Below are 13334 nucleotides of genomic sequence, written 5' to 3' on the forward strand. Positions count from 1 at the left end.
TCACAAGGGTTTCGCAAGCTTGAAACAGGAGCTTGTCTACTTGTATGAAATTTCTGAGAGGAGGGTCAGTTATGAGCCTTTTACCTTGTCAGATGAGCAAGGTGGCCGCTGCCCGCTCGTAGCGGGCGCAAAAGGCAACATCAATGCATCCGGCTTTTTACCGGGTGCAAACGCAGACCCTCGGAAGGATTCAAGCCGAAGCCGTCATGGCTCTTCGGTTTTGAGATCCTTTTCCATTTTTTCCAGTTCTTGCTTGAAAACCTGATCCTGAACGGTGGCGCGTTTACGCCAGGGCTTGCGTTCCGGTTCGGGCTGGGCGGCGTAGGTGGTGACTTCCCCGCCGTAAACTTCCTTGTAACGTTGTTCCTGGCGCTCAAGTTCCGCGCGCAGTTCGTCTTTCGTCACAGTGCTACCTGATTGAGTTGAGATAAATTCTGGTGAAACGCGCTGCGTTCAATGTATTGACCACGCTCGGCGAAAAGACAAGGCCCATGCAGGCATCGTTTTTACGGCAGGGCGATCTATACATCCATGTTGCAGGCGGCCACGGCACCAGAGGCAAATAGCTGACGTAGCATCAGATTCCTGTTTCGGCGAGCGCATTGGCGATGCGAATGCATTCAGCGTAGGGCGCTTGCCGGAGGCAGCGGCGATGGGACATCGCGCCACCGGGTAGCGGGAGCGGCGAGTAAAAAACCGTCTGGCTACTGATTTGCATTATAGCGAGCGATTCACAGAACACTATCGCCAAACAGTTAAAAGTAGATCTTGATGTGTGATTGTTTTGTTGCCCGCAACTTTTACAGTCAACTAGCGCATTGGCGAAGGTCACTGTGCAGCGATGCCTTTCTGGCGCCATTAAGTCGAACAACTTAGGGCAACTTAAGCCAGCGTTTCGGCCAGCGTGAAAACATATAATAAAGGTTGCGCAATTCAGCCTGTCGGCGGTTCGGGAGGGCGGCGGGGCAATTGCGATTATCGGTCGATGGTTCGATAATCGCCCGATGTTGCTTGCCCGGTCTTGTTTACCGGGTCCATGGCGCTTGTAATAGCCGCTGATCCGTGTGGGAAAAGGACCTTAAATGAACGATCAACTGCGCAATTCCTTCGCTTCAGTCGCACCGCCGATCGTCGCGTCGCCCGCCAAGCGAATCCAGGCCATGACCGGTGACCCGGACTTCATGACGTCGCTGGCGCGTGGGCTGGCTGTCGTGCAGGCATTCCAGGAGCGCAAGCGGCACCTGACCATCGCCCAGATCAGCCACCGCACGGAAATTCCCCGCGCCGCTGTCAGACGTTGCCTGCATACGCTGATCAAACTCGGCTACGCCACCACCGACGGTCGCACCTATTCCTTGCTGCCCAAAGTGCTGACCCTCGGCCATGCCTACGTCTCCTCGACGCCGCTGGCAGTTTCGGCCCAGCCGTACCTGGACCGCATGAGCGAGCAACTGCACGAAGCCTGCAACATGGCCACCCTGGAAGGCGACGACATCCTGTACATCGCCCGCTCGGCGACCACCCAGCGTCTGATTTCGGTCGACCTTTCGGTGGGCGGGCGCTTGCCGGCCTATTGCACATCAATGGGACGGATTTTGCTCGCCGCGCTGGATGACACGTCACTCGGCGAATACCTTGATCACGCCGACTTGCAGGCAAAGACCAGCCGCACCATCCACACACCCGAGGCGCTGCTCGAATGCCTTCAGGAAGTTCGGCAACAGGGCTGGTGCATCGTCGATCAGGAACTTGAGCAAGGCCTGCGGTCGATTGCCGTCCCGGTGTACGACGCCTCCGGTCAAGTGGTCGCGGCCCTTAACGTCAGCACCCATGCCGGACGGGTCAGCCGCAACGAACTGGAACAACGCTTTCTTCCCGGTCTGTTAAGTGCCAGCCGCGACCTCAGCGCTCAGCTGTTTGCCTAAGGTGTTCGATAAACGCACAGAGTCGCGTCTGGCGAATTGACGCTGTTTCCTCCGGATCATTACTGTCGCGGCTGCGCCAGCGTTGGCTGGCTACCCGTTCGACTGTGATCCATGGATAAAAATAATGAACCAGCCTCAGTCTGCTGTAGGTAACTGCCTCGACGTGCAGTCCTTCATCAACGCTCAACCCATTTCGCGCTATCAGTGGCGGGTGGTGATCCTGTGTTTCCTGATTGTCTTCCTCGATGGCCTCGATACCGCGGCCATGGGTTTCATTGCGCCAGCCCTGTCTCAAGACTGGGGCATCGACCGCGCCAGCCTGGGCCCGGTGATGAGTGCGGCACTGATCGGCATGGTGTTCGGTGCACTGGGCTCCGGCCCGTTGGCTGACCGCTTCGGGCGAAAAGTCGTGCTGGTGGGCGCGGTATTGCTGTTCGGCGCGTTCAGCCTGGCCTCGGCGTACAGCACCAACGTCGATCAATTGCTGGTGCTGCGCTTTCTGACCGGTTTGGGATTGGGCGCGGGTATGCCGAACGCCACCACGCTGCTGTCGGAATACACCCCGGAACGCAAGAAGTCCCTGCTGGTGACCAGCATGTTCTGCGGTTTCAACCTGGGCATGGCCGGTGGCGGATTCATCTCGGCCAAGTTGATCCCGGCGTTCGGCTGGCACAGCCTGTTGCTGATCGGCGGGATTCTGCCGTTGATCCTGGCCGTCGTTCTGCTGTTCTGGCTGCCGGAATCGGCGCGCTATCTCGTCGTCCGCAACCGTGGCACCGACAAGGTGCGCAAGACCCTGGCGCCCATCGACCCGAAAGTCGTAGCCCAAGCCTCGAGCTTCAGCGTGCCGGAACAGAAAACCGTGAAGGCGCGCAACGTGTTTGCGGTGATCTTTTCCGGCACCTACAGCGTCGGCACATTGCTGCTGTGGCTGACCTATTTCATGGGCCTGGTGATCGTTTACCTGCTGACCAGTTGGCTGCCGACCCTGATGCGCGACAGTGGCGCGAGCATGGAGCAAGCGGCATTCATCGGCGCACTGTTCCAGTTTGGCGGTGTGTTGAGCGCGGTGGGCGTAGGTTGGGCGATGGACCGGTTCAATCCGCACAAGGTCATCGGCATTTTCTACCTGCTGGCCGGGGTGTTTGCCTACGCGGTAGGACAGAGCCTGGGCAACATCACGCTGCTGGCGACTCTGGTGCTGGTGGCCGGGATGTGCGTCAACGGTGCGCAATCGGCAATGCCATCGCTGGCCGCGCGGTTCTATCCGACCCAGGGGCGCGCGACCGGTGTGTCTTGGATGCTCGGCATCGGCCGCTTTGGCGCGATCCTTGGCGCGTGGATGGGCGCAACGCTGTTGGGCCTGGGCTGGAACTTCGAGCAGGTGCTGACGGCATTGGTGATTCCAGCGGCGTTGGCGACCACGGCGGTGGTGATCAAGGGCATGGTCAGCCATGCGGATGCGACCTGATCGACGATCGGTAGCCAGACAACAATGTGTTCGATAAACGAACACTCAGTCGATTATCGGATTGTTTGGCGTTTTTCACAGGCTTAATCTGCAGTCATTGCGGCGCTGCGCATCGGCGCCTTTTTCCACTGTCGGTTAATAACAAATGGGAGCCTGCCCCAATGGCTGAAATTCTTTCGCTGCACGACGCGGTGAAGCAATTCGTAAACGACGGCGATACCGTTGCGCTCGAAGGCTTTACCCACCTGATCCCTACGGCGGCGGGTCATGAAATCATTCGTCAGGGCAAGAAAGACCTGACCCTGGTACGAATGACCCCTGACCTGATCTACGACCAGTTGATCGGTGCCGGTTGTGCCCGCAAGCTGATTTTCTCCTGGGGCGGAAACCCGGGCGTCGGTTCGCTGCATCGTCTGCGTGACGCGGTCGAGAAGCAGTGGCCACACGCGCTGGAAATCGAAGAACACAGCCACGCCGACCTGGCCAATGCCTACGTCGCCGGTGCTTCCGGCCTACCGTTCGCGGTGCTGCGTGCCTACGCCGGTTCCGACCTGCCGAAGGTCAACCCGCTGATCAAATCCGTGACCTGCCCATTCACTGGCGAAGTGCTGGCCGCCGTGCCTTCGGTTCGCCCGGACATCACCGTGATCCACGCACAGAAAGCCGACCGCAAGGGCAACGTGCTGCTGTGGGGCATCCTAGGTGTGCAGAAAGAAGCCGCGCTGGCCGCCAAGCGTTGCATCGTTACCGTTGAAGAAATCGTTGATGACCTCAAGGCGCCGATGAACTCCTGCGTGTTGCCGACCTGGGCCTTGAGCGCGGTCTGCCATGTACCGGGCGGCGCGCATCCTTCCTACGCCCACGGTTACAACGAACGCGACAACCGCTTCTATCAAGCCTGGGACCCGATTGCCCGCGACCGTGACACCTTCACCGCGTGGATCAACGAGTACATCCATGGCAGCGCTGACTTCAGCGAGTTCCAGGCCAAACTGGCCGCCGCTTCGGAGGCGAAGTAATGACTTACACCACCAATGAAATGATGACCGTCGCCGCCGCTCGCCGTCTGAAGAACGGTTCGGTGTGCTTCGTCGGTATCGGCCTGCCATCGAAAGCCGCCAACCTGGCGCGCCTCACTTCCTCGCCGGACGTCGTGCTGATCTACGAATCGGGCCCGATCGGTGCCAAGCCAAGCGTGCTGCCACTGTCGATCGGTGACGGTGAGCTGGCGGAAACCGCTGACACCGTGGTCCCGACCGGCGAGATTTTCCGCTACTGGCTGCAGGGCGGGCGCATTGACGTCGGTTTCCTCGGTGCCGCGCAGGTCGACCGTTTCGGCAACATCAACACCACCGTCGTCGGTGATTACCACTCGCCGAAAGTCCGCCTGCCGGGTGCCGGTGGCGCGCCGGAGATTGCCGGTTCGGCCAAGAGCGTACTGATCATCCTCAAGCAGTCGTCGCGTTCCTTCGTCGACAAACTCGACTTCATTACCTCGGTCGGTCACGGTGAAGGCGGCGACTCGCGCAAGCGTCTCGGCCTGCCGGGCGCCGGTCCGGTCGGCATCATCACCGACTTGTGCACCATGGAGCCGGAAGAGGGCACCCACGAATTCGTGGTCACCGCATTGCATCCCGGCGTGACCCGCGAGCAAGTGGTCGCCGCCACCGGTTGGCCGATCCGTTTTGCCGACAGCGTGGCAATCACCGCCGAGCCGACCGAGGTCGAACTCACCGCACTGCGCGATCTTGAAGCCCGTACCGCTGCCGCCCACGGCCAAGCCCCCGGAGAAGCGTGATGCGTGACGTTTATATCTGCGACGCGATTCGTACCCCCATCGGCCGTTTTGGCGGTGGCTTGTCCACCGTTCGCGCCGACGACCTGGCCGCTGTGCCGATCAAAGCCTTGATGGAGCGCAATCCGTCGGTGGACTGGAACGCCGTGGACGAGGTGTTCCTCGGCTGCGCCAACCAGGCCGGCGAAGACAACCGCAACGTCGCGCGCATGGCGCTGCTGCTGGCCGGCCTGCCGGAAACCATTCCCGGCGTGACCCTCAATCGTCTTTGCGCTTCGGGCATGGATGCCATCGGCACCGCGTTCCGCGCCATTGCCAGTGGCGAAATGGAGCTGGCGATTGCCGGCGGCGTCGAGTCGATGTCCCGCGCGCCGTTTGTGATGGGCAAGGCTGACGCCGCGTTCTCGCGCAACATGAAACTGGAAGACACCACCATCGGCTGGCGCTTCATCAACCCGTTGATGAAAGCCCAGTACGGCGTGGACGCGATGCCGCAAACCGCCGACAACGTGGCTGACGACTACAAGGTATCCCGCGCCGATCAGGACGCGTTCGCACTGCGCAGTCAGCAACGCACCGCCGCCGCGCAAGCCGCAGGCTTTTTCGCCGAAGAAATCGTCGAAGTGCGCATCACCCACAAGAAGGGTGAAACCGTGGTCAGCCAGGACGAGCATCCTCGCGCCGACACCACGCTGGAAGCGCTGACCAAACTGAAACCGGTCAACGGTCCCGACAAAACTGTCACTGCCGGCAACGCCTCAGGCGTGAACGACGGTGCCGCCGCGTTGATCCTGGCTTCAGCCGAAGCCGTGAAGAAACACGGTCTTACCGCCCGCGCCAAAGTGCTGGGCATGGCCAGCGCCGGTGTTGCGCCGCGCGTGATGGGCATCGGCCCGGTGCCAGCGGTGCGCAAACTGATCGAGCGCCTCGGTGTGGCGGTCAGCGATTTCGACGTGATCGAACTCAACGAAGCCTTCGCCAGCCAAGGCCTGGCGGTGCTGCGTGAACTGGGGATTGCCGACGACGCAGCCCAGGTCAACCCGAACGGCGGCGCCATTGCCTTGGGCCATCCGTTGGGCATGAGCGGTGCGCGTCTGGTGTTGACCGCGTTGCATCAACTGGAAAAAACCGGTGGCAAGAAGGGTCTGGCGACCATGTGCGTCGGCGTCGGCCAAGGTCTGGCTTTGGCGATCGAGCGCGTCTGACGCGCTCAGAAGACTTATAAGAACTGAGGAATGTTTCATGACTGACAAGCCTGGTTACCGTCGCCCGCAGGAAGGCACTCAGCCGGAGTACCTGCACCCGACTTATCAATCCACCAACCTGCGCTCGCCGTCCAAGCCTTTGGTGTACTTGCCGCACTCGCTGTCGGAAATCACCGGTCCGACCATCGGCGCCGAGCGCGTCAATGAGAAAGACAATGACCTGACTGCCCAGCATGACGCGGAGCCTCAGGGTGAACGCATCATCATCCACGGCCGTGTGCTGGACGAAAACGGTCTGCCGGTGCCGGGGATTCTGGTGGAGATCTGGCAGGCCAACGCCGCTGGTCGCTACGCCCATGCCCGTGACCTGCACGACGCGCCGTTGGACCCGAATTTCACCGGCACCGGCCGCACCGTGACCGACGCCGATGGCTGGTACCAGTTCCAGACCATCAAGCCTGGCGCCTATCCGTGGGGTAATCACCACAACGCCTGGCGCCCGGCGCACATCCATTTCTCGCTGTTCGGGCCTAGCATCCTCACGCGGCTGGTCACGCAGATGTATTTCCCGGGCGACCCGCTGCTGGCGTACGACCCGATCTACAACTGCGTGCCCGATACCCGCGCCAAAGAGCGTTTGATCGCCACGTTCGATCTGGAAAAAACCATCCCTTCCTATGCCCTCGGTTATCGCTGGGACATCGTTTTGCGCGGCCGCGACGCCACGCCGATGGAGAAATAAGATGACGCTGACTGCGACCACGTCCCACACCGTCGGGCCGTACTATCACATCGGCCTGACCTGGCTGAACCGCGAAAACCTGACCGTCGAACAAACCCTGGGCGAGCGCGTGGCGATCACCGGGCAAGTGGTCGATGGCAACGGCGATGTCGTCAACGACGCGATGCTCGAAGTCTGGCAGGCCAACGCCGCCGGCAAGTACGACCATCCGGAAGACGACCAGGATAAACCCCTGGATCCGAATTTCGAAGGCTTTGGCCGGGTGCCGGTGGACGCTGAAGGGCGTTTCCGGTTCACCACGATCAAACCGGGTACGGTCGAAGGCCTGAAGGGCTCGACCCAAGCGCCGCACCTTGTCGTGCTGGTGTTTGCCCGTGGCCTGGTGAAGCACCTGCTGACGCGGATTTACTTCGATGGCGAGCCGGCCAACGTCGACGATCCGCTGCTCGAATGCGTACCGGCCGAGCGTCGCGGGACGTTGCTGGCCAAGCCGGATGCGGCGGGTGTGTACCAGTGGAATGTGATTCTGCAGGGCACCGATGCGGAAACGGTGTTCTTCGATTACTGAGTGAACATCGTCCCCATGTGGGAGCGGGCTTGCTCGCGAATGCGGTATGTCAGGCAACACTGTTAACGACTGACACTACGTCTTCGCGAGCAAGCCCGCTCCCACAGGGGATTTGCATTGCTGATCCATCTGCGGAACGGGACTGTTGCAAAGTATGTCTAGACTCTCACTGTCCCTATTGAGTAAAAAACAATGACAACGACCACCGCTACAGAACCTCTCTACACCGGCGAAGAACGCAGCAAGCGGATCTTCGCCATTGTCGGCGCTTCGTCCGGCAACCTCGTCGAATGGTTCGACTTCTACGTCTACGCCTTCTGTGCGATCTATTTCGCCCCGGCGTTTTTCCCGTCCGACAACCCGACGGTGCAGTTGGTCAACACCGCGGGCGTGTTTGCCGCCGGGTTCCTGATGCGGCCGATTGGCGGCTGGATCTTCGGCCGTGTCGCGGACAAGCACGGGCGCAAGAATTCGATGCTGATCTCGATTCTGATGATGTGCTTCGGTTCGCTGCTGATCGCCTGTCTGCCGACATACGCCAGCATCGGCGTCTGGGCGCCGATCCTGTTGCTGTTCGCCCGATTGCTGCAAGGTTTGTCGGTGGGCGGCGAATACGGCACCACGGCGACCTACATGAGCGAAGTCGCGCTCAAGGGCCAGCGCGGGTTCTTCGCCTCGTTCCAGTACGTGACCCTGATTGGCGGACAGCTGCTGGCGGTGTCGCTGGTGGTGATCCTGCAACAGTTCCTCAATGAGGATGAGTTGCGTGCCTACGGCTGGCGGATTCCGTTCGTGGTCGGTGCGGTGGCGGCGTTGATTTCGTTGTTCCTGCGTCGTTCGCTGAAAGAAACCAGCAGCAAGGAAATGCGCGAGAACAAGGACGCCGGCAGCATCAAGGCGCTGTTCCGCGACCATAAAGCTGCGTTCATTACCGTGCTGGGTTACACCGCCGGTGGCTCGCTGATTTTCTACACTTTCACCACGTACATGCAGAAGTATCTGGTGAACACCGCCGGCATGCACGCCAAGACCGCCAGCTACATCATGACCGGTGCGCTGTTCCTTTACATGTGCATGCAGCCGCTGTTTGGCATGCTCGCCGACAAGATCGGTCGACGTAACTCGATGCTCTGGTTCGGTGCCCTCGGCACTTTGTGCACCGTGCCGATTTTGCTGAGCCTGAAAAGCGTCAGCAGTCCGTTCCTGGCTTTTGTACTGATCACTCTGGCGCTGGCAATCGTCAGTTTCTACACCTCGATCAGCGGCCTGGTGAAAGCCGAGATGTTCCCACCGGAAGTGCGCGCACTGGGTGTTGGCCTGGCGTATGCGGTGGCGAATGCGATCTTCGGCGGATCGGCGGAATTTGTGGCCCTGAGCCTGAAGAACGTAGGCATGGAAAACTCCTTCTACTGGTACGTGACGGTGATGATGGCGATCGCGTTCCTGTTCAGCCTGCGTCTGCCGCGACAGGCGAAGTATCTGCACCACGATCTTTGATCTTTACGCGGGCCTCACCGGCCCGCGCCTCCAGGGACTGTTTATGAACCAGCGACCGGGCAATCAATTGTTCGATGCCTATTTCACTGCCCGCGATATGCGTGACGTGTTCTGCGATCAGGGCCGCGTCCAGGCCATGCTCGATTTTGAAGCGGCACTGGCCCGGGCCGAAGCGCGGGTCGGTTTGATTCCGCAGACGGCGGTGGCGCCGATCATGGCCGCTTGTCAGGCCGGGCATTACGACTTTGCAGCCCTCGGCGAGGCGATTGCCACGGCGGGCAATTCGGCGATTCCGTTGGTCAAGGCATTGGGCAAACAGATCGCCGCGAAGGACTCCGAAGCCGAGCGCTACGTGCATCTGGGCGCGACCAGTCAGGACGTGATGGACAGCGGCCTGGTGCTGCAACTGCGCAAGGCGCTGGAACTGATCGAAAGCGATCTGGCGCAATTGGGACAAGTTCTCGCGACTCAGGCCCAGCGTTATGCGGCCACGCCGCTGGCCGGGCGTACCTGGTTGCAACACGCGACACCGGTCACCCTCGGCATGAAAATCGCCGGTTGGTTGGGCGCAGTGACTCGTAGTCGCCAGCGTTTGGTCGAACTCAAACCACGCCTGCTGGTGCTGCAATTCGGCGGCGCTTCCGGGACGCTCGCCGCGCTCGGTGATCAGGCCATGCCGATTGCCCAGGCGCTGGCCGAAGAGCTGCAACTGAATCTGCCTGAACAGCCATGGCACACCCAACGCGATCGCGTGGTGGAATTTGGCGCGGTGCTTGGCCTGATCGCCGGCAGCCTCGGCAAGCTCGGCCGCGACATCAGCCTGTTGATGCAAACGGAAGCGGGCGAAGTGTTCGAACCTTCGGCGCCGGGCAAGGGCGGTTCCTCGACCATGCCGCACAAACGCAACCCGGTAGGCGCGGCGGTGCTGATCGGCGCGGCGACTCGCGTACCCGGTTTGCTCTCGACGCTGTTCAGCGCCATGCCACAAGAACACGAACGCAGCCTCGGGTTGTGGCATGCCGAATGGGAAACGCTGCCGGAGATTTGCTGCCTGGTGTCCGGCAGCCTGCAACAAGCGCTGTTGGTCGCCCAAGGTCTGGAAGTGGACGCTGAACGTATGGCGCGCAACCTCGACCTGACCCAAGGCCTGGTGCTCGCCGAAGCGGTGAGCATCGTCCTCGCGCAACGGGTTGGTCGCGATACCGCGCACCATTTGCTGGAGCAATGCTGCAAACGCGCCGTGGCCGAACAGCGTCATCTGCGCGCGGTGCTCGGTGACGAACCGCAAGTGACTGCCGAACTGTCGGCCGCCGAACTCGATCAACTGCTGGACCCCGCTCATTACCTCGGCCAGGCCAAAACCTGGGTCGAGCGAGCGGTGGCCGAACATTCTGCATTGACTGCCTGAAGGAGATTGCTGTGGCTTTCGTTCAACTCGCCGATGGCGAACTGCACTACCAAATTCAAGGGCCGCAACTCGGTGGACCGGTCGATGCGCCGGTGCTGGTGCTGTCCAACTCGCTGGGCACCGACCTGCACATGTGGGACGCGCAAATCCCGGCGTTCACCGAGCATTTTCGCGTGCTGCGTTTCGACACTCGCGGTCACGGCAAATCACTGGTCACTCCGGGGCCGTACAGCATCGAGCAACTGGGCCACGACGTGCTGGCGCTGCTGGATGCCTTGCACATCGAGCGTGCGCATTTCTGCGGGCTGTCCATGGGCGGGTTGATTGGTCAGTGGCTGGGCATTAACGCCGGCGAGCGCTTGAACAAGCTGATCGTGTGCAACACGGCAGCGAAAATCGGCGATCCGTCGATTTGGAACCCGCGCATTGAAATGGTGCTGCGCGATGGTCAGGCGGCGATGGTTGCCCTGCGTGACGCGTCGATTGCACGCTGGTTCACCCCGGACTTCTCCGAGGCCAACCCGGCGGCGGCCAAGCAGATTACCGACATGCTCGCGGCCACTTCGCCGGAAGGTTATGCAGCCAACTGCGCAGCAGTGCGCGATGCCGATTTCCGTGATCAGTTGTCGTCGATCAAGGCGCCGTTGCTGGTGATCGCCGGCGCTCAGGATGCGGTCACGCCGCCGTCCGGCGGGCACTTCATTCAGGAGCATGTGCCGGGCGCCGAGTACGCCGAGTTCCATGCCGCGCATTTGTCCAACGTCCAGGCCGGTAGCGCGTTCAGCGAGCGGGTTCTGGCGTTTCTGTCGGCTTAGTGAGGATTATTTCGTGGACGAGAAACAACGTTACGACGAGGGAATGGAAGTCCGCCGCGCAGTGCTCGGCGACGCCCACGTCGACCGCAGCCTGACCACCCTGACCGAGTTCAACTCGGAGTTTCAGGAGATGATCACCCGCCACGCCTGGGGCGACATCTGGACACGTCCCGGCCTGCCGCGCCACACCCGCAGCCTGATCACCATCGCCATGCTGATCGGCATGAACCGCGAGGGCGAACTCAAACTGCACCTGCGTGCTGCCGCCAACAACGGCGTGAGCCGTGGCGAGATCAAGGAAGTGATCATGCAGAGTGCGATCTATTGCGGGATTCCGGCGGCGAATGCGACGTTCCATCTGGCCGAGTCGGTGTGGGATGAGTTGGGAGTTGAGTCGCGGGGGTAAACTCGTACTTTCATGCTCACCGACGATCCAGGTGGGAGCGGGCTTGCTCGCGAAAGCGGTATGTCAGGCAATATTTTTATCGACTGACACTACGCCTTCGCGAGCAAGCCCGCTCCCACATTTGTTTTGTGTTTACAGCAAGCTGATCGGATAGCTGATGATCACCCGGTTCTCATCGAACTCGTTATTGCTGTAATCCCGGCGCATGGTCGAGTTGCGCCATTTCACGTTCAGGTCTTTCAGCGCGCCGCTCTGCACGGTGTAGCCCAATTCCGATTCACGCCCCCATTCCTTGCCATCGGTAATCGTGCCGGTGTGCACGTTGTCGCCGCTGATGTAGCGGTTCATCAGCGTCAGGCCCGGTACGCCGAGGGCGACGAAGTTATAGTCGTGACGCACCTGCCAGGATTTTTCCCGGGCGTTGTCGTAGCTGGAGTTGTAGCTGTCGTTGGCCAGCGTGCCGCCGCTGGTGCCGTTGACCCGCATCCACGGGCTGTCGCCGGTGAGTTTTTGCAGGCCGACGTAGAAGGTGTTGCCGCCGTACTTGGCCGAGAGCAGGCCGTACATGGTTTTGTTGTCCAACTCGCCGGCGCGGGCGCTGCCGTCGTCCTTGCCGTAGAAGAACCCGAGGTTGGCGCCGAGGTTCCAGTCGCCGATCGGTTGGCTGTGAGTCAGGTTGATGAATTGCTGGCTGTAGATGTCCTTGAGCTCGGCATTCCACACGCCGATCTGGGTGCGCTTTTCGTTGAACAGGTATTCGCCGCCCTGGAAGTTGAAACGGTCGGAAGTGAATGCCGCTTTGCCGGTCATCGACATGTCGTCCATGCTGCTGTCGTCGCGCGGGCTGTTCTGGCGGAACTGGCCGCCGTAGAGCGTCAGACCAGCGATTTCCTTCGACGTGATCTGCCCGCCACGGAAGGTTTGCGGCAGTGAACGACCATCGTCCGAACGCAGGATCGGCAGCACCGGCATCCATTCGCCCACCTTCACTTCGGTCTGCGACAGCTTGGCCTTGAACGCCACGTTGGTGCGCCCGAAGTTGTCCGCCGGGCGACCGTCGCTGTCCAGCGGCAGTAGCTGCGTACCGCCTGTGCCTTTACCGCCATCGAGCTTCACCGAATACAACCCCAGCACATCCATGCCGAACCCGACGGTGCCTTCGGTGAACCCGGATTTTGCGTCGAGGATGAAACTTTGCGTCCACTCTTCAGCCTTGCCCTGCGCCTTGGTCGGGTTGGTGAAGTTGCGGTTGATGTAGAAGTTGCGCAGGTTCAGGTTGATCTTGGCGCCTTCGACAAAGCCTGATTCTTCGGCCTGGGCGGGCAGGGCCGCACTGGCCAGAGCGACGGCGATCAGGCTGGGAACGAAATACTGCGCGGTGGAAGGCGTCATGGGCTCGGGTCTCTCTGATTCTTGGGGATGAAACGGGGTGATGCCGCGACCGGGAGGGTGCGGACAGGTAGTCGATTTTTTGGGGTGACGCCTGGGGATCAGCCGGACAG

General features: G+C 61.0%; 13 protein-coding genes. 11 read left to right on the plus strand and 2 right to left on the minus strand.

What is annotated here, in order from left to right:
* Positions 1 to 204: 204 nt before the first annotated feature.
* A complete protein-coding gene (locus V6Z53_RS08885; protein ID WP_338585135.1) occupies positions 205 to 405 on the minus strand; it encodes a hypothetical protein in 201 nt (66 codons plus the stop codon).
* Positions 406 to 1082: 677 nt separating this feature from the next.
* On the opposite strand from V6Z53_RS08885, the gene pcaR reads away from it, so the two are divergent.
* The 11 genes from pcaR (at position 1083) to pcaC (ending at position 11832) form a co-directional block, all read left to right on the plus strand.
* Positions 1083 to 1925 (plus strand): pca regulon transcriptional regulator PcaR, encoded by an 843-nt coding sequence (pcaR, locus tag V6Z53_RS08890; protein WP_338585136.1) that lies wholly within the window; start codon positions 1083 to 1085, stop codon positions 1923 to 1925.
* A gap of 124 nt (positions 1926 to 2049) precedes the next feature.
* Positions 2050 to 3396: an MFS transporter gene (locus V6Z53_RS08895; protein WP_338585137.1), complete on the plus strand. Its 1347-nt coding sequence runs from the start codon at positions 2050 to 2052 to the stop codon at positions 3394 to 3396.
* A gap of 161 nt (positions 3397 to 3557) precedes the next feature.
* The gene (locus tag V6Z53_RS08900; protein WP_338585138.1) at positions 3558 to 4415 is read left to right on the plus strand and encodes a CoA transferase subunit A; all 858 of its coding nucleotides are present in this window, start codon (positions 3558 to 3560) and stop codon (positions 4413 to 4415) included.
* Positions 4415 to 5194, plus strand: coding sequence for a CoA-transferase subunit beta (locus V6Z53_RS08905; RefSeq protein WP_338585139.1), 780 nt, complete (start codon positions 4415 to 4417; stop codon positions 5192 to 5194). Before V6Z53_RS08900 ends, V6Z53_RS08905 begins: the two co-directional genes overlap by 1 nt.
* Complete coding sequence (pcaF, locus tag V6Z53_RS08910) at positions 5191 to 6396, plus strand: 3-oxoadipyl-CoA thiolase (protein WP_338585140.1); 1206 nt, start codon at positions 5191 to 5193, stop codon at positions 6394 to 6396. The genes V6Z53_RS08905 and pcaF overlap by 4 nt, the downstream gene beginning before the upstream one ends.
* A 37-nt stretch (positions 6397 to 6433) precedes the next feature.
* On the plus strand, positions 6434 to 7138 hold the full coding sequence (pcaH, locus tag V6Z53_RS08915) for a protocatechuate 3,4-dioxygenase subunit beta (protein ID WP_338585141.1): 705 nt from the start codon (positions 6434 to 6436) through the stop codon (positions 7136 to 7138).
* A gap of 1 nt (position 7139) precedes the next feature.
* Positions 7140 to 7706, plus strand: a complete 567-nt coding sequence (gene pcaG / locus V6Z53_RS08920) for a protocatechuate 3,4-dioxygenase subunit alpha (RefSeq protein WP_338585142.1) — start codon at positions 7140 to 7142, stop codon at positions 7704 to 7706.
* Positions 7707 to 7898: 192 nt separating this feature from the next.
* On the plus strand, positions 7899 to 9203 hold the full coding sequence (locus V6Z53_RS08925) for an MFS family transporter (RefSeq protein ID WP_338585143.1): 1305 nt from the start codon (positions 7899 to 7901) through the stop codon (positions 9201 to 9203).
* Positions 9204 to 9246: 43 nt separating this feature from the next.
* Positions 9247 to 10611: a 3-carboxy-cis,cis-muconate cycloisomerase gene (locus V6Z53_RS08930; RefSeq protein ID WP_338585144.1), complete on the plus strand. Its 1365-nt coding sequence runs from the start codon at positions 9247 to 9249 to the stop codon at positions 10609 to 10611.
* 11 nt (positions 10612 to 10622) lie between these two features.
* Positions 10623 to 11426, plus strand: coding sequence for a 3-oxoadipate enol-lactonase (gene pcaD / locus V6Z53_RS08935; RefSeq protein ID WP_338585145.1), 804 nt, complete (start codon positions 10623 to 10625; stop codon positions 11424 to 11426).
* A gap of 13 nt (positions 11427 to 11439) precedes the next feature.
* A complete protein-coding gene (pcaC, locus tag V6Z53_RS08940; protein WP_338585146.1) occupies positions 11440 to 11832 on the plus strand; it encodes a 4-carboxymuconolactone decarboxylase in 393 nt (130 codons plus the stop codon).
* A gap of 132 nt (positions 11833 to 11964) precedes the next feature.
* Here pcaC and V6Z53_RS08945 read toward each other — a convergent pair whose 3' ends face one another.
* A complete protein-coding gene (locus tag V6Z53_RS08945; protein ID WP_338585147.1) occupies positions 11965 to 13224 on the minus strand; it encodes an OprD family porin in 1260 nt (419 codons plus the stop codon).
* Positions 13225 to 13334 lie beyond the last annotated feature (110 nt).

Origin of the sequence: Pseudomonas sp. MAG733B (genome assembly GCF_036884845.1) — a bacterium.
Classification (GTDB): domain Bacteria; phylum Pseudomonadota; class Gammaproteobacteria; order Pseudomonadales; family Pseudomonadaceae; genus Aquipseudomonas.